We start from the raw sequence: 21,979 nt of genomic DNA, 5'->3' as shown, positions 1-21,979 counted from the left end.
CCGACCCGCTCGAGCAGTTCGACCGCGCGCTCGTGGCTCTCGTCGCTCACGTACTCCCGGGTGGGGATCGCGGCGTCGACGAGCAGCCGACCCAGCCCGTACCCCTGCGTCCGCGAGCGCGTGCGCCGCGGGTTCGCGCGGGCGCGGCGCTGCACCTCGACGGCCTCGGCGATCTGCTCGCCGACGGTGATCGAGGGGTTGAGGCTGCTCATCGGGTCCTGGAAGATCGTCGCGAACGCGGGGCCGCGGAGCCACCGGCGGGTGGCCTCCGGCAGCTGGCGCACGTCGACGTAGTCGCCGTCGACGGCCTCGGGGTGGGAGTCGCGGTGCTCCTCGGCGAGGTCGGCGTCGCGGTACCACACCTCGCCCTCGACGATGCGCCCCGGCGTCTCCACCAGGTCGATCAGCGAGAGCGCGGTGACAGATTTCCCGGAGCCGGACTCGCCGACGATGCCGAACACCTCGCCGTCGCGCACGTCGAAGTCGACGTGCTCCACCGCGTTGACCTGCCCCTCCTCCGTGAAGAAGCGGGTCGTCAGGTTCCGCACCTTGAGGATCTCGTCGGCCATCTCAGACACCCCCCTCCCCCTCGATACCGGGGTCCAAGGCGTCCCTGAGCCAGTCGCCGACGAGGTTGACGCCGATCACCGCCAGCACGATCGCGAGCCCCGGCACGGTGGCGATCCACCACGCCGTCGAGAGGTAGCCGCGACCCTGCGAGATGTCGAAGCCCCAGGACAGCGTCGTCCCGGAGAACCCGAGGAATGAGAGCGACGACTCGAGCAGGATGATCGCGGCGACCTGGATCGTCGCGAGCACCAGGATCGGCGTCGTCGCGTTGGGGAGCACGTGGCGCCCGATGATCCGGGCGTCGCTGGCGCCCAGCGCGCGGGCGGCCTTCACGTACTCCTCCTCGCGGATCGACAGCGCTTCGCCGCGGGCGATCCGGGCGAACCAGACCCAGTTCACCAGCCGACGACGACGATCACCGTCCCCGGGAGCACGAAGGAGTCGGGCATCCCGGTCGGCAAGCCCAGGGCTTGCCGGACGGGGTCAACCAGCCCCAACACCACGAACGGATCGGGAACGTCGACGGCCGCCCGGCCCCAGAGCCCGATCAGCGCGATCGCCAACACGAGCGAGGGGAACGCGAGCGACACGTCAGCGAAGCGCATCAGCGCGTCGTCGACCCGCCCGCGGTAGAACCCCGCGACGAGCCCGACTGTCACCCCCAGTAACGCGGCGAGCACGGTGCCCAACACGCCGACCATCATCGACGTCCGGGCGCCGTACACCGCCCGGGAGTACACGTCCTGGCCGAGCGAGTTCGTGCCGAGCGGGTGGCTCGCGGTGGCGTTGACGTACACCGTCTCGTTGGTCACCTCGAGCGAGCCGTTGACCATCTCGGAGGTGGTCTCCTGGGTGGTCCGGCTGAACCCCATCGGCGGGAGGTTGTTCTCGTCGAGGTTCTGGTTGGTCGGGTTGTGCAGCGCGATGAACGGGGCGAAGGCCGCGACCACGATCATCGCGAGCACGAGCACGATACCGATCTTCGCGAGCGCGCTGGAGCGGAGCTCCTTCCGGAGGTTTCTGAGCGTACGTGGAGAGATCATTCAGCGACCACCTGTGGGTCGAGATACGCGTAGACGGCGTCGACGACCAGGTTCACGATGACGAACCCGGTACCGATCACGACCAGCGTCGCCTGCAGGATCGGCCAGTCGCGGGCGTTGATGGCGTTGATCAGCGTCGTCCCGAGCCCGGGCCACGAGAACACCGACTCCGTGATGACCGCGCCGCCGATCAGCGTCCCCAGCTGCAGGCCGAGGACGGTGATCACGGGGATCAGCGTGTTCCGCAGCGCGTGCTTGTAGCGGACGAGCGACTCGGGCAGCCCCTTCGCCCGGGTCGCCCGGACGTAGGACTGCCCCAGCTCCTCGAGCATCCCCGAGCGCGTGAGCCGGGTGATCAGCGCCGTGAAGTACGTCCCCAGCGTCACCGCGGGGAGCGTGATGTACCGCAGCCACTGGAACATGGCGTCGGCGCCGGCGGCGAGCCCCTGGTTCACGGCGATCTCGAACGCCTGGACGAAGCCGAAGGCGCGGCCGCTGGTCGGGAAGATCCCGAACTGCACCGACAGCAGCAGGATCAGCATGATCCCCAGCCAGAAGTTCGGCGTGGAGATCCCCACCAGCGAGAACGTCGTCGCCGCGTAGTCCGCGGGCTGGTGGCGCCGGGTCGCGCTGATCACGCCCAGCGGGATCGACAGCCCGATGGCGATGATGCTGCTGGCGACAGCGAGTTCGATCGTCGCCGGCAGCTTCGAGAACACCATCTGGCTGGCCTCGATCCCGGAGATGTAGGAGTACCCCATGTCGCCGTTGAGCAGCTCCCAGAGGTAGTCGAGATACTGGACGTACAGCGGCTCGTCCAGCCCCAGTTCCTCGGCGATCCGTTGGCGAAGCTCGGGGCTGGCGTCCAGCGGCGCCACGGCGTCCACGGCGCTGCCTGGTGTGATGAACCGGAGCATGAACACGATGGTGACCACGCCCCAGACCACCACGATTCCCTGAAGCCCCCGCTTCAGCAGGAACCGTCCGTACGACATCTATTCTTCGCTGGGCAGGCTCTGTGCCTCCTCGATGAGTCGGTCGAACTCGTCGTTGGACCAGCTCGTGAGGTTCCCGTCGCTGGTGAGCAGCGGGATGAGCGTCTGGCTCGCGTCGAAGGTGGTGTTCCCCCAACCGAGCAGGTACCAGTGCGGGCTGGTCTCGATGTTGCCGTCGACGACCTCGCTGGCGAGCGCCTGGAAGTCACGCTGGTTGACGCTCGCGGTGACGTTCTCGAGCTCGTCGAGGTAGCCCGCGACCGCCTGGGCGATCTCCACGTCGTTGAGGTAGCGACCCACCGGGGTGTGGAGTTCGACCTCTACGCCCGCGTAGCCGGACTCCTCGACCAGCGCCTCGGCCTGCTCGGGGTCGTGCGGGTACGGGTCGAGATCCTCGTTGTAGCCGAAGTAGCCGTCGAGCGTCGGCTGGGCGGTCTGGTCGCCGAACGTGCTCAGCACGTTCTGGATGATGCTCTCGAGGTCGATCGCGTAGTTGACCGCCTGGCGGAACTCGGGGGAGTCGAACGGCTCCACGTCGTAGCGCATCGCGTTGAAGATGACCCGCGTCGACGGCGCCGCCGCGATGCTGCTGCCGTCGTTCTCCTCGACCCGGCTCACTTCCTGGGGCGGCACGTTGACGATGATGTCCGACTCGTCGGAGAGCAGCGAGTTCACGCGCGTGCTGGACTCGCTGGCGGACTCGATCGTGAGGCTGCTGATCTCCGCGGCCTCCTTCCAGTAGTTGTCGTTGCGGTTGAACACGACCTGGACGCCCTGCTCGTACGTCTCCAGCACGAACGGACCGGTTCCGTCGATGTTCTGGTTGATGTAGGAGTTCTCGTTGGACTGGACCCACGACTTGTTCATGATGGGCCCGTAGCTCGCGAACAGCGAGAACACGATTGGGTTGAGCCCGTCGCTCATCACGTCGACCGCGCGCTCGCCGTCGACGACCTCCGCGCCGGTGACGCCCGCCAGCTGGTCCTGCTGGGGGCTGGCGATCCCGGTCTCGGGGTCCACGATCCGGTTGATCGAGTACGCCACGTCCTCGGGGGTGAGGTTGTCACCGGAGTGGAACGAGACGCCGTCGCGGATGTGGAACCGCACGCGACCGTCCTCCTGCCGGCTGTAGTCGTCGGCCAGCGAGTCGAGGATACCGCCCTCGCGGTCGCGGTCGAGCAGCTTTTCGTACGCCTGCATCACGATGTTGTCCGTCGGCGTCGCGCGGTGGTCCTGCGGGTCGAGCCCGCTGTCCATCTGGGACTGGTTGATCACCACGTCGTCCCCGCTGTCGGTCGCGGGCGAGATGGCGTAGGCGTCGATGAACTCGTCGGCCCGTGCCTCCCACTCGATGTCGTCGCTCTTGCCGTAGACGGAGTACTGGCGGTTGAGGAACACCCACGGCGCCTGCTCGTGGGCGACCCGGTTCGCGCGCTGGAGGTAGCCGTCGCGGGTCTCCGGCTCCGGACGCTCCGTCGGCGTGTCGTCGCCGGCGGGCGTGTCGGTCGGCTCGTCCGTGCCGTCGCCGCTGGGCTCGGTTTCGGTGTCCGTGCCGCCGTTGCCGCCACAGCCGGCGACGGCCGTCGCCGTGGCTGCGCCCGCGAAGCCGAGGAACTTCCGTCGACTCACGTCCGGACTGTCTTTGTCAGACATAGACAGTCGGTCGAGGCGGATTAACTTATACCCTGCGCCGCGGGCGCACATCTCACCCCTTTCGCTTCGGGTGAATACATCAGAAACCGAAGAACAGCGGCCGGAAAACTACGGGGGTAATCGGTAATAAACGACCCTTCAGTGGCCGGGATTGCCGGTTTCCCGGGCCCCCGGCTTACTCGCCCTGGGCGTCGACGGCCGCGACGCCGGCGAGGTTGACGATGTCCTTCACCTCGTCGCCGCGCTGCATCACGTGGACGGGCTTGTCCATCCCCACGAGCATCGGGCCGATCGCCTCGGCGCCGCCGAGGCGCTGGAGCAGCTTGTACGCGATGTTGCCGGCCTCGAGGTTCGGGAACACCAGCACGTTCGCGGGCTCGTCCAGCGCCGAGAACTCGTAGGTGTCTGTCAAGATGTCCTCGACGACCGCGGTGTCGGCCTGCATCTCCCCGTCGACGGGGAAGTCGGCCTCGGGGTCCGCACGCAGGGCCGCGGCGGCGTCGCGGGGTTTGGCGGTCCCCTCGTTCTCCACCGAGCCGAAGTTGGAGTACGACAGCAGCGCCGCACGCGGCTCGACGTTGAAGCTCCGGGCGAGTTCGGCGGTGTGTTTGGTGATCTCCTCCAGCACCGCCTCGCTGGGGTCCTGGTTCACCGTGGCGTCCGCGACGAACACGACGCGGTTCTTGAACGTCAGCATGTACACGCCCGCGGCGTACTCGGCGTCCTCGGCGGTGCCGATCACCTCGAGCGGCGGCCGGAGCGCCGACGGGTAGTGGTGGGTCAGCCCCGTCAGCAGCGCGTCGGCGTCGCCGGTCTCGACCATCGCGCTCCCGAGGTAGTTGGTGTCACGTCGGACGAGTTCGGTCGCCTCGCTCCGGGTGACGCCCTTGCGCTGGCGGAGCTCGTACAGTCGCTCGGCGTACGCCTCGGTGTCGTCGACGCGCGGGTCGACGATCTCCGGGGTGAAGTCGAGGCCGAGGTCGGCGGCGATCCCCTCGATCTCGTCGCTGTTACCCAGCAGCACGGGGTCGCCGATCCCCTGCTCCTGGATCTGGGCGGCGGCGCGGACCATCTTCTCGTCGGTCCCCTCCGCCAGTGCGATGCGCTGGTCGGTGTTCTTCGCCTTGTTGAGCACGACCCGCATCATCTCGCGGGACTTGCCCAGCCGCGCCTCGAGCTTCTCGGAGTAGGCGTCGATGTCGATCTCGGTGCGGGCGACGCCCTCCTCCATCGCCGCCTCGGCGACGGCCGGCGCGACCTCGAACAGCACGCGCGGGTCGACCGGCTTCGGGATGACGTACTCCGGCCCGTACTGGAGCGGCTGGTCGCCGTAGGCTTTCACGACGGCGTCGGGCACGTCCTTCCGGGCGAGCTCCGCCAGCGCCTCCGCGGCGGCCATCTTCATGTTCTCGGTGATGCTCGTCGCGCGCACGTCGAGCGCGCCGCGGAACAGGAACGGGAACCCGAGCACGTTGTTCACCTGGTTCGGGTAGTCCGAGCGCCCGGTGGCCATGATCACCGTGTCGTCGCGGGCCGCGCGGGCCGCCTCGTAGCCGATCTCGGGCTCGGGGTTGGCCATCGCGAAGACGATGGGGTCCTCGGCCATCGACGCCACCATGTCGGGGGAGACGATGCCGCCGACGGAGAGCCCGACGAACATGTCGGCGCCGTCCATCGCGTCCGCCAGGTCGCCCTCCGGCAGGTCGCGGGCGAACTCCTTCTTGTACTCGTTCACGTCGCCGTTCGCGGCACGCTGCTCGGTGATGATCCCCGAGGAGTCACACATCGTGATGTTGTCGGGGTCGGCGCCGAGCTCGACGTAGAACTTCGCGGTCGCGATCGCCGACGCGCCGGCGCCGGAGAACGTGATCTCCATCTCGGAGATGTCCTTGTCGAGCACGTCGACCGCGTTGAGCAGGCCCGCGCCGCTGATGATCGCGGTGCCGTGCTGGTCGTCGTGGAACACGGGGATGTCCATCGACTCCCGGAGGCGCTGCTCGATCTCGAAGCACTCGGGGCCGGCGATGTCCTCGAGGTTGATCCCGCCGAACGTCGGCTCCATCGCCTCGACCGACTGGCAGAACGCGTCCACGTCGGTCTCGTCGAGCTCGATGTCGAACACGTCGATGTCGGCGAAGCGCTTGAACAGCACCCCCTTCCCCTCCATCACTGGTTTCGAGGCCTGGGCGCCGATGTCGCCGAGGCCGAGCACGGCCGTCCCGTTGGAGACGACGCCCACCATGTTCCCCTTCGCGGTGTACTCGTAGGCGCGCTCCTCGTCGGCGTCGATGTCGCGACACGGCGCCGCGACGCCGGGCGAGTACGCCAGCGAGAGGTCGCGCTGGGTGTTCGTCGGCTTCGTCGTCGATATCTCGATCTTGCCGGGCGGATCGGACCGGTGATACTCCCGGGCGTCGTCGTCGAGTCCCATACGCTCGGGGTCAATCGGGGGCGCCAAAAATCTATCCACCCGCGTCGTAACCTCGTTCGACACCTGTCGAACAACTCGCAGGTTCCTCGCAGACGGCGTCGGTGCGGTCGTCGCCGACTCGCGCGCCGGATCGCCGCGGCGACGAGCCCCCGACTCAGGGTGCGTACGGCGCGTGTCGCTCCAGCGTCAGGTCGTACCCCACGGCGTCCGCGTCGAACGTCGGCCAGTTCGGCGTCGCGGTCAGACACTCGAACCCCGCCCCGTCGGCCTCGAGGAGGTACGTGTCCTCGCTGCGCGCGCCGCCGACGACGGGGTTGTACGCGTACCCCATCGGCGCCGGCACGTCCGCGGTCGCGTCCGGCGCCGCCAGCCACTCCCGCCGGGCGAACCCCGCGGCGCCGCCCTGCTCGCCAGCCTCGGCCGCGTCCGGGAAGCCGACCTCCTCGTACGCCGTCCGGATCGCCTCGAACACGTCGCTCGCGTCGCCGCCGGCGTCGGCGGCCTCGCGGGTCGCCGCCAGCGCGGTGGCTTCGACCCGGGCCGCGGCGCGGAACTCGGCCTCGAAGCGCTCGGGCGGGTCGAACGCGACGGTCCGGGTGAGCGAGGCGTGCAGCCCGCGGCGCTCCGTGGTGACGGTGATCACCGCGTACTCGCCGAGCTCGTCGGCGCCCGCCGGGGGCGAGCGGTACGCCTCGGCGCGCTCGCTGCCGGCGACGCGGACGACCGGCGCCGACATTTCGCCGGAGGAGAGTGCGATGCGCAGCGCCGACGCAGCCTCGTACTCGGCGTCGTCGGCCTCGAGCTCGCGGCAGACGCGCTCGACGGCCGCGGCCGTCTCCTCGGCCAGCGCGCGGTAGCGTTCCACGTCGTCCCCGGCGAGCGGCTGCCGGAGCGGGCCGGCGTCGACGCGCTCCAGCCCGGGCGCGTCGAAGTCCGCGAGCCCGGCGCCGTCCGTCTCGGCGGCGACGGCCCCGCCCAGCGACTCGTGCCACGGGATCGTCTCGACGGCGAACGCGTCGGGGAGCTCCTCGGCGGCGATGCGGTCGGCCTCGCCCGCGAGCGCGACGGCGCGGAACGAGGGCGAGCGGTCGGGGGCGTAGCCCGCGGCGGCGACGCCGGGGTCGTCGGTCGCGCTCCCGGCGTTGTCGCCGCCGGTGAGCCACGCGAACGCGTTCGGGCGAGCGAACCAGACGGCGTCGGCGTCAGTCCCCGCCAGATACGCGTCGAGGCGATCGGCGCGGGCGTCGAGATCGACCATACCCGCGCTGGCGTCGCCGCCGACTTCAACGCGCCGCTCCGTGCCTCGCGCGCGAGCGCGCCTGTAACGGAACGTCCAAGTGGACTCGTGCCCGAGTTCCGGCCAATGAAGCGCCCCAGCTACCGACGGTTCGCCCTGTTCACCACGGCCCTGACCGGGGTCCTCGTCGCGCTCGGCGTGTACACCGCGGCGACGGGCGCGGGGCTCGCCTGCTCCCAGCAGTGGCCGCTGTGTGACGGCGGCGTGCTGCCGCAGACGATCCCGAGCTTCATCGAGTGGTTCCACCGCCTCGTGGCGATGATCACCGGGTTCGTGATCGTCGGCGTCGTCGCCGCCGCCTGGCGCGGCGATCAGGACCGGCAGACCGCGCTGTTCGCGACGGCGGCGCTCGTCCTGCTGCCGTTCCAGATCTCCATCGGCGCGATCACGGTGACGCTCAACGGCGCGATCCCGTGGGGGTACTCGGTGCCGACCCACGCCGCCCACCTGCTGTTCGCGCTGTCGATCTTCACCGCGCTGACGCTGACGACGATCTCGGCGATGCGCGGCCACTACCGTCGCTCGGCCCACGAGCGGAGCCGCCTCGCCGTCGGCGCGGCGCTCACCCTGATCGTCGCGAACTTCCTCGTCAGCCGCGTGAGCCCGGTGTTCGACTACGGCCCGGCCGCCCAGGGCGCGTTCGCGCTGACCGCGCTCGCGGCGTTCGCCGCGCTGGTCGCCGCCGCGGTGTGGCTGCCCGGCACCGACCTGGCGCGCTACCGCCCCGGCGTCGTCGTCGCCGGCGCCGCCGTGTTCCTCGTGACGCTGCTCGGCCGGGATCTGGTGGTGTACACCGACGAGGCCCGGCTCGTCAACGGGCTGCTCTACCTCGTCGGCTTCGCCGCCGCGGCCGTCGTCGCCTACGCGGCCCGCGGCGGGGCGAACGAGGAGCGCCCCTCCCCGGCGTAGCGAGCTGTCAATCGGTCCAAACGTTCTTCCCCCCGCCCCCGTAGCTACCGGCCATGCGCCGGTCCCGCCGCGCCGTGCTCGCCAGCCTCCCGGTCGCCCTGGCCGGCTGTGGGCAGGCGTTCCGCGAGAACAGCGTCCCGGGCGGACTCTCGCTCCGGAACCGTCGGGGCGACGCCGTCACCGTCTCGGTCCGGGCAGCGAAGGTGCCCGATCCGGACGCCGAGGGCCCGATCGCCACGCCCGCGACGCCGACGGACGAGTCGCTTACCGATCCGGACGTGACCGGGGAGTACCGCGTTTCGCCCGGCGACGACCGCGCCGTCGCGAAGTTCTTCCCCTCGCCCGGCCGGTGGGCGTTCGAGGCGGTCGTCGACGCCGACGGCGACCGGAGCCGGATCGAACTCCACGCCGCGTTCCCGGGCCCGACGGGTGCGGACACGATGCTGGTCACCGTCCGTGATTGGGGCGTGACCGCGCGGGCGACGACCGTCGACGACTGAGAAGGGTTAGACGAAGTCCGAGAGCCCGGCCTGGGAGTCGTCCGCCTCCTCCTCCTCCTCGGGCGCTGCCCCTTCGGCGGCCTCAGCGTCGGCGCCCGCTTCCGCGTCCGTCGCGTCGGCGTCGGCGTCGCCCGCCGGCGCGTCGTCGTCGCGCTCGGGGAGGTCGCCGGCGAAGGCGCCGCCGGCGTGCTCCTCGAGTTCCGCCTCCCGGAGCTCCTGAGCGTCCTCGACGATCCCCTGCACCTTGTTGGTCGACTCGCCGCTGCCCGAGACGGCCGCGAGCTCCTCCTCGTCGAACTCGAAGTACGCCGTCACGGCGACGGTGAGCTCGCGGGGCTTGCAGTGGTGGATCATCGCCGAGAGGAACGGGAGCACCTCCCGGCGGGCGGTCTCGATGCTCAGCCCGCCCGAGACGGCGATCTTCCGGCAGATCTCGTCGATCGTGGCGTCCGAGGATGGCCACATCTGCGGGCGGCCGCCGTACTGGGTCCAGCCGCCGGAGGTGCCGTCGCGGGAGGCGGCGACGCCAGCGGCGACGTTGTCGGTGACGTAGCGCCAGTAGGAGTACTCCTGTGTCGCCTGCACGCGGCCGAGCCAGCGGTCGGCGTTGGCGATGAACTCGTAGGCCCGGACGGTCTCCTGGGGGTCGTACACCTTCATCACCTTGTCCTCGACCCACGCCGTGAGGTCGTCCGGCGTCTCGTCGGCGTCGTAGGCGACGTGCAGCGCGTCCTGCGCGCTCTCCTCCTCCTTCAGGATCGCGTCGAGGACGGTGAAGATGTCCGCCGTCGTGTCGCGGTCGCCGGTGACCACGTCCTCGACGGTGAGGTGCTCCTTCCCCTCGGCGGTCGCCTGCAGGTCCTTCACCGCGCCCCGGAGGTCGCCGGAGTTGGCGTCGGCGATGCGCTGGAGCGCGTCGGAATCGAACTCGATCTCCTCCTTCCGGCAGATGTCCCTGAGGACGGGGACGATCGAGCGCGCGGACACGTCCCGGAACTCGATCTCCTGGCAGGCGTTCCGGAGCCCGCGGCTCATCTCGTAGAACTCGTTGGCGATGAGGACGATCGGCTGGTTCGCCTCCTTCACCAGCTCCGTGATCGCTCCCGCGCCGCCGCGGTCGTAGTTGCCGTGGATGTTGTCGGCCTCGTCGACGATGACGAGCTGGCGCCCGCCCTCGTCGGTCGCGTCGCCGCCGAGGGTCTCGTTGCGCGCCGCGCGACCGGCGAAGCGCTCGATCTTGTCGGCGGTGCGCTGGTCGGACGCGTTGAGCTCGACCGTCTCCCAGCCCATGTCGGCGGCGAGCGCGTGGGCCGCCGAGGTCTTGCCGACGCCGGGGCTGCCGTGGAGGATCACCGCCTCCCGGTGGTCGCCCCACGTCCGCCCCCACTCCTCGAAGGCGTCGCGGGCCTTGTCGTTCCCCCGGACCGCCGAGAGCGTGTCGGGCCGGTAGGACTCGGTCCAGTCAGCCATTACCGACACCAGGGCGCTGTGGCGTTTAGTGGTTCCGGAGCGTGGGTGTTCGGAGTCGGTCGGAGTGGGTGATAGCTTCCGCGACGACCACTGCCTGCACGGCGGTAACAGCGGCGGCATCTCGTTCGTAGACCACTTGCGACCGCACCGCCACGCACAGCCCACACCCTCCCCAGCCGATTCGCTCCTTCACTCCGTTCAGTCGCTCATCCCTCGCGCTGCGCGGCGTCACGAGGACGCCACGGATTCGCGCCGCTACCAACCAGGGTTACGGCTCGTCCACGTTCCGCGTCAGCGCGTACAGCACGAACGAGGAGAGCCAGTGCGATCCGGCATAGTCGTCGGTGAACGCACCGTCGAGGCCGGCGTCGAGGTGGCGTTCGGCGCTCGCGTTGAGCAGGTCCGCAGTCTCCCCGTCGACGGCCGCTGCTACCTCGTCCAGCCCCCACGCCTTCGCCAGGTTCAGCCCGACGAGGTGGAGCGCGACGCCGCCGTCGCCGTCGGCGCCCGCGTCGACGGGATCGAGGAACGCCTCGTTCCGCGAGTCGGTCAGGTCCGGGAGGAATCCGTCGAGCCACTCCGCGTACTCTCCCTCGGCCAGCACGCGCTGCATCAGGTTCGCCTCGGCCAGCGTCGGCGAGAGGAAGTCCCAGCCCAGCGGCTCGTACGCGACCGGCGCGTCAACGTCGTCCACGTAGAACCGCCTCGCAGTCCCGGCGGCCTCCTCGCGGAGGTCCTCGTCGCCGACCGTACTCGCGTACTCCAGCACCGCCGAGAGCGCGAACGCGCTGTTGCCGTGGGTGCCGACCCGGAACGGACGAGACTGAGTGAGGAACGCCTCGCTCGTGCGGTCGCGGATCCACTGCTCCAGCGGCGCGAGCACCTCGGCCCAGCGGTCGGCGCGCGGGTCGTCCCAGCGGTGGAGTTCGGCGGCGAGGCGCAGCAGCCACGCCCAGCCGTAGGGCTGCTCGAAGCCCGGGTTGTCCACGAAGTACGTCACCTCCCCGTCGACGTTCTCCGGCGTCAGTCGGGCGTCGACGCTGTCGACGATCGCTGCCTCGTCGGGGTGGTCGTCGAACAGTCGGAGCTGGCGGATCAGCGCCCAGTGGCTGTGGACCGCGGAGTGCCAGTCGTAGCAGCCGAAGAAGACTGGATGGTTCTCCCGGGGTCGGACGGTGTCGTCGGGGCCGTCCACGGCGCCGCCGTGGTGGGGGTACGCCTGCTCGATGGCCTCGAGTGGGTGGTGGGCGAGCCTGCGGAGGGCGTCGTCGTCGAGGCTGGTGACCGTGCCGGCCAGGGCCCGGTCGGCGTCGATCGCGAGTGCGTCGGGCGTCTCCATCGTCGGCCGGTTCGGCGGCTGGCGGATGAATCGTTCGGTGGTCCGGCGTGTGCGAGCGCCCACCACAGCCGAGGTAAGCTTTTTCAGATCGCTCACATCCGTTCGGGTATGTTCCCCGCGATCATCGAGACCGACCGGCTCCGACTCGAGCCCCGGACGCCCGAGTACGTCGACGCCCTCGAGGTGTACGAGCACTGCAGGCAGGGCGCGCCCCACATCGACGAGGTAACCGAGTACCTGCCCTGGGAGCCCCACGCGACGCCGGACGAGACCGCCGAGTTCCTCGAACGCGGTGCCGAGGGCCGCGAGGAACGCGAGGGTATCGACTACGTGATCCGCCCGCGCGAGGGCGAGGAAGGAGCGGGCGAGATCGCCGGCTTCGGCGGCCTCACCCTGGACTGGGACACCGACAGCGCTGAGCTCGGCACGTGGCTGCGCAAGCCGTTCTGGGGGCGCGGCTACTCCGGCGAGCGCGCGCTGGCGCTGGCCGAACTCGCGTTCGAACACCTCGATCTCGAGGTGGTGACGGTGACCCACGACGCCGGTAACGAGAACTCCGAACGCGCCATCGAGAGGTACATCGAGCGCATGGGCGGTCGCCGCGAGGGCACGCTGCGGAACTTTCACGCTGGCGATCCGCCCGTCGACGCCGTCCGCTACAGCGTCACGCAGTCTGAGTACCGCGACGCCGACCCCGACCACGAGGTGGCGTTCCGGGGCGAGGACGGAGAGGCGTGGCCGTGAGCGCGAGCCTGTTCCCGGACGCCATCGAGACCGATCGCCTGCAGTTCTCGCGAGTCGGCGCCGAGGGCGTCGACGCCGGCCCACTCGACCTCTACGAGCACTGGGGCGAGCGAGCCCCGGACATCGAAGCGACGACCGAACACGTCTCGTGGGACCCTCACCCGCATCCGGCGAGCGTCGCCGAGACGCTGGATCGAGGGGTCGAGCGCGCCGAGGACGGTGGCGGCGCGATGTTCCTGATACGGCCACGCGAGGGGGAGCCGAAGGCCGGTGAGATCGCCGGGACGACCGGCCTGTTCCTCGACTGGGACCGACGGATCGCCGTATTCGGGATGTGGCTCCGCAAGCCGTTCTGGGGGCGGGGCTACTCCGGCGAACGGGCGGACGCGATGTTCGAACTAGCGTTCAGGCGGCTGGACCTCGACGCCGTCCGGGTCTCACACGTCCCCGAGAACGGGAACTCCGAGCGCGCGATCACGAAGTACGTCGAGCGACACGGCGGCCGCCGGGAGGGGCTGTTCCGAAACCGGATCGCCTTCGAGGACGGCTCGGTCCACGACACCGTCGAGTACTCGTTGGGCCAGTCGGAGTGGCGCGACGCCGACGCCGCCGGAACCGCGGTGCAGCTCCGGGACTGACTCAGACCTCCCGGGCGACCATCTCGCCCCAGTGGTCGAACCCGTGGCGGTCGTAGAACGCCTTCGCGCGGTCGTTCTCGCGGTCCACGTCGAGCACGAGCCGGTCGAGCGGCAGGTCCTGGTCGCGCGCGAGCTCGACGGCCGCGGCCATCAGGTCGTCGGCGACGCCCGTTCCGCGGTGTTCGGGCGCGAGGTAGAGCTCGTTCAGGACGGCCGCGTCCCAGATGAATCGGTGGCTCTCGGGGAGGACGAACACGTAGCCGACGACCTCGCCCCCTGCGTCGGCGTCGTCCGGATCGGCGTCGGCGCCGCCGTCGTCGCCCGCGTCGTCGACGGCGACGGTCACGCAGCGCGGGTCGGCGTCGACGCAGCGCTCGACCCACTCGAACCACGCCTCGCGGTAGTCGCGGTCGAGTTTCCCCTCGTACTTGTCCCGCTTCTCGTCGCCGCCGGTGCCGCTGCCGAGGCCGAGCTCGAACGCGCGCTTGCAGTGCCACAGCCCCTCCTCGTCGCCGGGTTCGTACGGACGGATCTCCATGGGTCGAGTGAACCCCGGGCGGTGTTGAGACTGTCGCTGGGGGCGGCGGCTCAGTGCTCCCAGCTCTGCCAGGAGCGCACGCTCACCGTCGCCGCCGAGAGGCCGACGAGCATGAGCTGCCAGCCCGCGGTCACGACCGGGAACACGCGCTCGACAGGGGCGTCGTCCTCCTTCCAGGGGGTCGGGTTCGCGCCGGTGCTGTACCGCGTGTTGTCGGTCGTCGACGCCCGCGAGGTCGCCTCCGGCGAGAGATCGACGAACGTCTGGACGAGCCCCTCCGTCGTCGAGAGTTTGAGCTCGCCGTCGACGGTGTAGAACTGGTCGTGCAGCGGCCAGAGCGCGTTCACGCCGTTGGTGACCATGTCCGGGAGCACCCCGCCCGCGAGCAGCGCCGCGACCGCGACGCCCGCGACGTACGGCGCGCCCGGGCCCCAGCGCTCGCGGAGCCGCGAGCGGTCGAGCACGCGCGCGTCCACGTACACCAGCGCGCCGAGCAGCGCCGGCAGGAGCAGCGTGTGCAGCGCCGAGCGGTGCGCGCCGGCGATCGCCGGCGCGAGGAAGGAGTCCAGATCCGGGATGGCGGCGACGACGAGCACGACCGCGATCGCTCTGGGCGTGAATCGATCGCCCAGCAGCGCGGCGCCGACGAGGCCGCCGACCGCGACGTGGACCAGCGTCGAGGGCACGCGTGGGGGTGAGACACACACGGCTATAGCGCTTGTGCCGGCCGTCGCGGACGCCGCGGTCGAGAGCGGAGGGCAGCGTTGAAGGGTCGCTCGCTCCCCACGCCCGGTATGGACGAACTCGACACGCCGGTGCTGGACAACCACCTCCACCTCGACCCCGAACACGGGCGCGGGATGGACGCCGTCAGGGACTTCGTGCGGCTCGGCGGCACCCACCTGCTCGTCGTGAACAAGCCGTCGTGGCACCTCGGCCCGGTGCCGAGCGAGCGGGCCGACTTCCGGACCGCGTTCGAGGCGACCGTCGACGCCGTCGCCGACGCGAACGAGATCTTGCCGGGGGAGGCGTGGCCCGTGCTGGGCGTGCATCCGGGGCTGATCAGCCACCTCGTCGACGAGGGGCACGAGCCAGAGGCGGCGCGGGAGCTGATGCAGTCCGGGCTGGATCTCGCCGCCGAGTACCTCGCGGACGGGCGCGCGCTGGCGCTCAAAACCGGGCGCCCGCACTACGAGGTGAGCGACGCGGTCTGGGACGCCTCGAACGCCGTGCTCAAACATGGGCTCGCGCTCGGTGCCGAGCACGACTGCGCGGTCCAGCTCCACACGGAGGGCACCGACGATCTGACCGAGGTCGCAGAGTGGGCGGAGGACCGCGGGCTGGCGGCCGAGAAGGTGGTCAAGCACTACGCCGGCGGCGAGCTCGCGGGGCCGACGCCGAGCGTGATGAGCGAGAAGGACCGCCTGCGCGTCGCGGCCGACGCGGGCGAGCCGTTCCTGATGGAGACGGACTTCGTCGACGACCCCGACCGGCCGGGCGCGGTGCTGGGGCCGAAAACCGTCCCGCGGCGCGTGCGGTGGCTCCTGGACGCCGGCCACGACGACGCCGTGGCGAACGCCCACGTCGAGACGCCCGAGCGCGTGTACGGGATCGACACCGTGGGAACCCTCGATTCCGGCGAATAGCCCGCCTGCACGCGTTCTCGCCGGAATCGCCCGCGGGGACGGATAGGAAAACCCTTTGCGTCGTCGGGGTGGACATGGGGACATGACCGACGACGACGAGCCCGTGGAGACGTTCTACACCGAGGAGCGCTGGCAGAACTGGATCGACCGACTCCGCGAGGAGGATCTCGACCTGGAGGACGAGGACTCGGCGCGGCTGCTGATGAACCTCCAGGAGGACACCGCCATCGCGGTGGCGAAGGTGCTCGAGTCCTACGACGACGGCAGCGTCGACGAGGAGCGCGCCCACGAGGAGCTCACGGAGATGCAGGAGATCGTGCTCGCGGAGGCGCCCCTCGAGGACGAGGAGAAGGCGATGCTGATCGAGAGCGTCCAGATGAGCCTCGAGGTCGTGTTCTACGCGGCCCAGGAGTACGTCGCCGCCGGCGCGGCCGAGGAGGCGAGCGTCGAGGAGTACATCGACGCCGCCGCCGACGCCGAGGCCGACGATGACATCGACACGGCGGTCGGCTACATCGTCCAGGCCGGCACGCTCGTGATCGACGGCGAGGAGATCGACCCCGCGCTGGTCGAGGAGATGGAGTACGGGCTCGTCGCGGAGTGGGTCAACGGGCTGGAGTCGCTGCAGAACGCGCTGGCCTCCCCCGAGACGGTCGAGGAAGAGGACTGATCACCGCGCACCTTTTTGCGGCCGCGGGGGTTGGGTGGGTGTATGACGTTCCGGGACGCGGACCGAGCGCAGTCGCTGCAGGTGGGCGCGATACTGCTGTTCGGCATCCTCATCATCGGGCTGGCGACGGTGCAGGCGACCGTCGTCCCGGACGGGAACGCCGCCGTCGAGTTCGACCACAGCCGCGCCGTGCAGTCTGACCTCCAGGACCTCCGGAACGCGCTGCTCGGCGCCGCCGACGGCGACGCGACGCCGACGCGCGTGACGCTCGGCACCACGTACACGAACCGCGTGTTCTTCGTCAACCCGCCGCCAGCCGACGGCCGGCTCCGCACCGTCGGCGCCGACGACCCGGCGATGAACGTCACGATCGCCGGCGCCGGCGGGAGCGTCAGCGTCGACAGCGAGTACGAGAACGCCCGCGAGTACTGGGCGAGCGCGCCCGACGCCGGCGAGTACGACACCGCCGGGATCGCCTACACGCCCGACTACAGCCAGTACGACGGCGCGCCGACGACGCGGTACGGCAACAGCGTGCTGTTCAACACGTTCGACAACGGCGCCAACAGGACCCTCACCGGCCAGCGGCTGGTGCAGGGGAACACGATCAACCTGCTCGCGCTCCGGGGCGACCTCGACGCGTCCGGCACCGACGCCGAGACGGTGGACGTGGAGACACTCAGCGAGCAGGCGCGGACGGTGACCGTCGAGAGCGACGCCGACGACCCGCTGTACGTCAACGTCACCTCGCGGCTCTCGGCGTCAGTGTGGAACGACGACCTGCTGGGGAGCAACGCGCAGGCGTCGACCGTCGGGACGCCGACGATCAACGGCGAGACCTACTACCGGATCGCGATCGAGCTCGATCCCGGCAAGTACCGGCTCCGGGGCGCCTCCGTCGGCGTCGGCGCTGTCAGCGACCCGGAGCGAGAGAGCGCGACCGAGCCGGCGTACCTGGTGGTGACCGAGGAGTACGAACCGGTCGCGAACGAGACGAACGGGACGATGACTGTCGAGGTCCGGGACCGGTTCAACAACCCCGTGACCGGGGCCGATGTCGGCGTCCGGGTCGACGACGATCACCTGGAAACATTCAACGACACCACCGCAGGGAGCGAGGTGACGTTCCGAACCGATGCCGACGGACAGGCGACGATCAACTACCGGGGGATCAACAACACGAGCGGGAGCGAGACCGCGTGGCTGAACGCGAGCCTGTCGGGTGCGAGTGCTGGCTACGAGTACCGGAACGTGACCGGGATCGAGGTCCCCGAAGTCGACCTCGGCGGCGGTGACGGCGACGGCGGGGAGCTCAATCCGGGGACGACCGGGGACCTGATTCAGCGGGATGCAACACTCTACAGTAACGACGAAGTAGACGTTACCTTCGAGAACACGCTCGGTGAACAGGTGAACGTCACCGGCGTCCGACTGAACTTCTACTTCTACCCAGGGTCGGGTGGCGGTGGTCCGGATAACCCACCGACTGAGGCACAAGAGGTTCGAGTGGGTAGTGAGGTCAAGGCGACCAACGTGGAGATTGGAGGGGACTACCAGTTCTTCGATGACGACCCGATAGAGATCGCAGCTGATTCCGAGTCGACGATTACGTTCGCCTTCGATGGCAACCCCAAACAGGAGGACTTCTTCGTCCTCAGCCTCGTGTTCGAGTACGACGGCCAGACGTACCGGGAGACGTACTTCGTCGCACCGAGATGACTGCCCGCGCCCAGTCCGAGACGGTCGGCGTCATCCTCCTCACCGCAGTCGTCGTCCTCACCGTTGGGACGGTCGGCGCCGTCGTATTCACGGAAGTCAACACGGCCGAGACCACCCGCGCGGATCTCGCGGTGAGCGTCGCCGACGACGGCGTCGCCGTGACCCACAACGGCGGCGAGCCGATCGCGTTCGCCGATCTCGAGGTCGTCGTCCGGAGCGGCGACGAGACGTGGCGGCCGCCGATGAACGAGAGCGGGGTGGTCAGGGGTGATGGCGACGACCGGTTCCAACCCAGCGAGCGGTGGGTGTGGCGACAGTCACTCGACACGGGCGAGGTCACGACTGTCCGAGTGTTCGACCAGCGGACGGGGGAGCTGCTGGCTGAAGCGCGGCGCTACCCGACAGCGGAGGTGGGGCTGACCCCGACAGCAACGAGCACTGCCGCAACCCCGTCGACAGAGACATCGACGCCGGTCGAAACCGCGACGCCGACCGCGACAGCAACCGCGACGCCGACCGGAACTGCGACCGCGACTGCCACCGCGACCAGTACTTCCACTTCGACGCCGACGCCCACACCCGGACCGGACACCACGCCGCCGAGCGTGACCGTCGACGCGCCGAACGGCGGCGAAAGCTTCCGGGGAGGGAGTACGACCACGATCCAGTGGTCCGCAACGGATGCCGAGTCCGGCGTGGACAGCGTCGACATCGCCTACTCCAGCGACGGCGGGGCCAACTGGAGTACGGTCGTCACGAGTACGGCGAACGACGGGCGCTACGACTGGACCGTGCCGACGGACAACACGACCGACGCGGTGATTCGGGTCAGCGCGACCGACAGCGCGGGGAACACCGCGAACGACACCAGCAACGCTACGTTCACTGTCGACAGCGCGCCGCCGACAGTAGAGTCGGTGACGACGACGACCACGAGCGGGAGCAAAGGGAAAACAAAGAATCTCACCGTCGACTGGTCGGTTTCAGACGAGATCCGACTCAGTAACGTCACTGTTGAACTACGCCAGAACGGGTTGTCCCAAAGAACCGTGAATCAGACGCTCTCGGGGACGGCCGCCTCGGGCGAGACGACGTTCAGTGATGTACCGAAGAACGAAGAGTACACAGTTGTCGTTATCGTCAACGACAGCGTTGGTTTGTCGGACAGGAGTCAAAAAGAAGTCTCCCTTCAGGAAGGCAAAGGGAATGGGAACAATTGAGTACCGGGGGCGAAACTCCGACTCACTATTCAGAAGTAGGTTTTCGACACACGACGTAACCCTCATCGACAAACCCAAATAGCGACCCACCTCATTCAGAGCCATGACCACGGTGGGCATCGACGCCGTCGAGATCTGGGCGGGGAAGTGTAAACTCGACCTCCCGGGCACGTTCGCCCCGGAGAAGGACGAAGACCCGGACAAGTACCGGAAGGGGCTGGGGCTGGTGAACTCCTCGTTCCCGGACGCGTACGAGGACATCGTCACCATGGGCGCCAACGCGGCCAAGCGCCTGATGGACCGCGAGGGGCTGGAGCCCGACGACATCGGGCGCATCGACGTGGCCACCGAGTCCGCGTTCGACAACTCCAAACCCGTCTCGACGTACATCGCGGGCTGTCTCGAGGACGTGTACGACGGCGACTTCCACCACGCCAACAAGGGCGAGCGGAAGTTCGCGTGCATCTCCGGCACGCAGTCGATCGACGACGCGTACAACTGGATCAAGGCCGGGCGCAACCGCGGGCGGTCCGCGCTCGTGATCGCCACCGACACCGCGCTGTACGCGCGGGGCTCCAGCGGCGAGGCGACCCAGGGCGCCGGCGCGGTCGCGATGCTGATCACCGAGGAGCCGAGCCTCGTCGAGCTCTCGACGGAGCAGGGGTACGGCAGCGCCGACGAGACCGACTTCCTCAAGCCGAACCAGCAGTTCCCGAGCGTCGACGGCAAGCGCTCGATGCAGGTGTACCTCGCGCGGATGCGCGAGGCCGTCGAGGACTTCGAGTCCGTCGCGTGGGACATGCACCCCGACGACTTCGCGTACATCCCGTTCCACACCCCGTTCCCGGGGATGGTCCGGAAGGCCGGCCTGCTGGGCTACCGGCACATGATTCGCGACACCGAGATCGAGGACGAGCTCGCCGACGAGATCGGGCGCCAGCCCCGCGAGGGCGAGTACGAGGACTGGGACGCCTACGAGGAGGCGATCCAGGAGTACATGGACGAGCTCAAGCGCACCGAGAAGTACCAGTCGTGGTACGCCGACACGATCGAGCCGACGCTGTCGATCGCCCGCGAGGTCGGGAACTGGTACACCGGCTCGGTCCACGTCGCCCGCGCGAGCGCCCTGAAGGCCGCCGCCGAGGAGGGCCGGGACCTCGCCGGCGAGAAGCTGCTCGTCGGCTCCTACGGCTCGGGCGCGCAGGCGGAGATCCACGCCGAGACCGTCGCCGACGGCTGGCTCGAGGAGATCGAGAACCTGAACATCGACGCCCAGCTCGAGGACCGCTACGACCTCGAGTTCGAGGAGTACGAGCAGATCCACGACGCCCACAACCACGACATGACCGTCGACGTGGAGGAGTTCACGACGCCGGAGAACGAGTTCGTGTTCGCCGGGCGCGGCCGGATGAACGAGCGGCTGTACGAGTACGTAGAGTAACACCAGTCACGGCGCGCGAACTGCTGCGACCTCCGTGTCGCAGCACCGGAGCCCATGCCGTGACTGTGTAGAACCAACCACGACGCGCGACCGACGACGATCTCCGTGTCGCAGCAACGGAGCTTATGCCGTGACTGTGTCGAACCCAAAACGGCCAGCGACCGCTCCGTGCTCACTCGGGCAGACTGATCTCGTCGCCGTCCGCGTACACCGTCGGCGATCGGAGGATCCCGTCGAGGTGGATCGGCGCCTCGGTGTCGCCGCCGATCGAGGCGTTGTCGCCGATCGCGATGTGGACCGTCCCCGCCGCCTTCTCGTCGAGCAGCACCGAGCCGACGAGTTCGGTGACGCCGACGTTGGTCCCGATACCGAGCTCCGCGAGGTTGCTCGCCGCGTCGCCGACCGACTCGCGGGCCGCCTCCACGTCCTCACTGATCTCCTCGTCCGAGATGTCGGTGACGTGGCCGTCTTCGACCTCGAAGCTGAGGTGCTGATCCTCCTCCAGCAGCCCGTGGGGCATCATCGTCCCGTCGACGACGAACGTCCCGTTCGCGTCCGCGGGTGCCAGAAACACCTCGCCCGCCGGGAGGTTCGAGAAGCTCCCCGGCTCGCGGATCATCCCCGTGTCCTCGTGCCACTCGCGGTCGCCGACTGCGAAGGTGATGTCGGTGCCGGCGGGGCTGGTGACCCGAATCTCGTCGGCGTCCGCCACCTGGTCGAGCACGTCGGAGCAGTGGCTCGCGATCGCCTCGTAGTCGGCGTCGAGACCGGCGGTCATCACCTCCTCGGTGATGCCCGGCAGCGTCGCGCCGCGGGCGCCCGCCTCGCAGGCGGCCGAGCGGGCGCGGGTGTGTGAGAGGCTGCGCGTCGTCGGCGCGAGGAAGGCGTCGGCGGCTTGCATCGCCGCCGCGACCGGCTCGGGCGGCTCCTCGCCGTGCTGGTCGCCCGGCGGGTACTGGACGAACGTCGCGTCGTCGGTGACCTCGCTGGCCACCTCGTACAGCGCCGCCGCGATCGCGCGCCGCTCGTCGTCGGTGACGATCGCGATCGACTCCTCGGCGCCGAGATCGAGACACTGGTGGATCGCCGTCTCCGCGGCAGTTCTGAGATCGGTCATGGATCGGGGTTCAGCGGAGATCCGAATAGGTCTTGCGAC

The 21,979-nt window shown here is 69.5% G+C and carries 19 protein-coding genes and 1 pseudogene; 9 read left to right on the top strand and 11 right to left on the bottom strand.

The window, feature by feature from the left end:
• The 6 genes and pseudogenes from ACP95_RS04520 to ACP95_RS04495 all read right to left on the bottom strand — a co-directional run.
• The coding region (locus tag ACP95_RS04520) for an ATP-binding cassette domain-containing protein (RefSeq protein WP_154018434.1) at positions 1-569 on the bottom strand (569 nt) is incomplete at its 3' end.
• A gap of 1 nt (position 570) precedes the next feature.
• A pseudogene (locus ACP95_RS04515) lies at positions 571-1,613 on the bottom strand (ABC transporter permease).
• Positions 1,610-2,608 (bottom strand): ABC transporter permease, encoded by a 999-nt coding sequence (locus ACP95_RS04510; RefSeq protein WP_049980062.1) that lies wholly within the window; start codon positions 2,606-2,608, stop codon positions 1,610-1,612. Before ACP95_RS04510 ends, ACP95_RS04515 begins: the two are co-directional and overlap by 4 nt.
• The gene (locus ACP95_RS04505) at positions 2,609-4,261 is read right to left on the bottom strand and encodes an ABC transporter substrate-binding protein (RefSeq protein WP_049980061.1); all 1,653 of its coding nucleotides are present in this window, start codon (positions 4,259-4,261) and stop codon (positions 2,609-2,611) included.
• Positions 4,262-4,436: 175 nt separating this feature from the next.
• The gene (locus tag ACP95_RS04500) at positions 4,437-6,692 is read right to left on the bottom strand and encodes an NADP-dependent malic enzyme (protein ID WP_049980060.1); all 2,256 of its coding nucleotides are present in this window, start codon (positions 6,690-6,692) and stop codon (positions 4,437-4,439) included.
• A 154-nt stretch (positions 6,693-6,846) separates the two neighbouring features.
• A complete protein-coding gene (locus tag ACP95_RS04495; RefSeq protein WP_049980059.1) occupies positions 6,847-7,950 on the bottom strand; it encodes a M24 family metallopeptidase in 1,104 nt (367 codons plus the stop codon).
• Positions 7,951-8,055: 105 nt separating this feature from the next.
• On the opposite strand from ACP95_RS04495, the gene ACP95_RS04490 reads away from it, so the two are divergent.
• On the top strand, positions 8,056-8,898 hold the full coding sequence (locus ACP95_RS04490) for a COX15/CtaA family protein (protein WP_049980058.1): 843 nt from the start codon (positions 8,056-8,058) through the stop codon (positions 8,896-8,898).
• Positions 8,899-8,951: 53 nt separating this feature from the next.
• Positions 8,952-9,398: a hypothetical protein gene (locus ACP95_RS04485; RefSeq protein WP_049980057.1), complete on the top strand. Its 447-nt coding sequence runs from the start codon at positions 8,952-8,954 to the stop codon at positions 9,396-9,398.
• Positions 9,399-9,404: 6 nt separating this feature from the next.
• Here the strand turns inward: ACP95_RS04485 and ACP95_RS04480 are convergent, their stop codons facing one another.
• Positions 9,405-10,868 carry a replication factor C large subunit gene (locus ACP95_RS04480; protein ID WP_049980056.1) on the bottom strand — a complete coding sequence of 488 codons (1,464 nt, stop codon included), beginning with the start codon at positions 10,866-10,868 and terminating at the stop codon, positions 9,405-9,407.
• A 268-nt stretch (positions 10,869-11,136) separates the two neighbouring features.
• On the bottom strand, positions 11,137-12,207 hold the full coding sequence (locus ACP95_RS04475) for a DUF2891 domain-containing protein (protein ID WP_049980055.1): 1,071 nt from the start codon (positions 12,205-12,207) through the stop codon (positions 11,137-11,139).
• Positions 12,208-12,315: 108 nt separating this feature from the next.
• Between ACP95_RS04475 and ACP95_RS04470 the strand changes: the two genes are divergently transcribed.
• Both ACP95_RS04470 and ACP95_RS04465 read left to right on the top strand, forming a co-directional pair.
• The gene (locus ACP95_RS04470; RefSeq protein WP_049980054.1) at positions 12,316-12,951 is read left to right on the top strand and encodes a GNAT family N-acetyltransferase; all 636 of its coding nucleotides are present in this window, start codon (positions 12,316-12,318) and stop codon (positions 12,949-12,951) included.
• A complete protein-coding gene (locus ACP95_RS04465) occupies positions 12,948-13,589 on the top strand; it encodes a GNAT family N-acetyltransferase (RefSeq protein WP_237560400.1) in 642 nt (213 codons plus the stop codon). Before ACP95_RS04470 ends, ACP95_RS04465 begins: the two co-directional genes overlap by 4 nt.
• A gap of 1 nt (position 13,590) precedes the next feature.
• On the opposite strand, the gene ACP95_RS04460 is transcribed toward ACP95_RS04465, so the two are convergent.
• Positions 13,591-14,127, bottom strand: coding sequence for a GNAT family N-acetyltransferase (locus tag ACP95_RS04460; protein ID WP_049980053.1), 537 nt, complete (start codon positions 14,125-14,127; stop codon positions 13,591-13,593).
• A 50-nt stretch (positions 14,128-14,177) separates the two neighbouring features.
• On the bottom strand, positions 14,178-14,813 hold the full coding sequence (locus ACP95_RS04455; protein WP_049980052.1) for a metal-dependent hydrolase: 636 nt from the start codon (positions 14,811-14,813) through the stop codon (positions 14,178-14,180).
• Between the two features lie 108 nt (positions 14,814-14,921).
• Here ACP95_RS04455 and ACP95_RS04450 point away from each other — a divergent pair, with 108 nt between their 5' ends.
• From ACP95_RS04450 to hmgB, 5 genes are all read left to right on the top strand, one after another.
• Positions 14,922-15,773: a TatD family hydrolase gene (locus tag ACP95_RS04450; RefSeq protein WP_049980051.1), complete on the top strand. Its 852-nt coding sequence runs from the start codon at positions 14,922-14,924 to the stop codon at positions 15,771-15,773.
• Positions 15,774-15,855: 82 nt separating this feature from the next.
• Complete coding sequence (locus tag ACP95_RS04445; RefSeq protein WP_049980050.1) at positions 15,856-16,443, top strand: DUF2150 family protein; 588 nt, start codon at positions 15,856-15,858, stop codon at positions 16,441-16,443.
• Between the two features lie 42 nt (positions 16,444-16,485).
• Entirely contained in the window at positions 16,486-18,162 is a 1,677-nt protein-coding gene (locus ACP95_RS04440) for a hypothetical protein (RefSeq protein WP_049980049.1), read from the top strand.
• Positions 18,159-19,382 carry a type IV pilin N-terminal domain-containing protein gene (locus ACP95_RS04435; protein WP_049980048.1) on the top strand — a complete coding sequence of 408 codons (1,224 nt, stop codon included), beginning with the start codon at positions 18,159-18,161 and terminating at the stop codon, positions 19,380-19,382. The genes ACP95_RS04440 and ACP95_RS04435 overlap by 4 nt, the downstream gene beginning before the upstream one ends.
• 103 nt (positions 19,383-19,485) lie before the next feature.
• Positions 19,486-20,823: a hydroxymethylglutaryl-CoA synthase gene (gene hmgB / locus ACP95_RS04430; protein WP_049980047.1), complete on the top strand. Its 1,338-nt coding sequence runs from the start codon at positions 19,486-19,488 to the stop codon at positions 20,821-20,823.
• A gap of 172 nt (positions 20,824-20,995) precedes the next feature.
• Here hmgB and ACP95_RS04425 read toward each other — a convergent pair whose 3' ends face one another.
• Positions 20,996-21,940 carry an aminopeptidase gene (locus ACP95_RS04425; protein WP_049980046.1) on the bottom strand — a complete coding sequence of 315 codons (945 nt, stop codon included), beginning with the start codon at positions 21,938-21,940 and terminating at the stop codon, positions 20,996-20,998.
• Positions 21,941-21,979: the final 39 nt, after the last annotated feature.

Source organism: Halolamina rubra (assembly GCF_000739555.1).
GTDB lineage: Archaea > Halobacteriota > Halobacteria > Halobacteriales > Haloferacaceae > Halolamina > Halolamina rubra.
The sequence above is the reverse complement of the archived record's forward strand: the minus strand, read 5'-3'. Positions and strand labels throughout refer to the sequence as shown.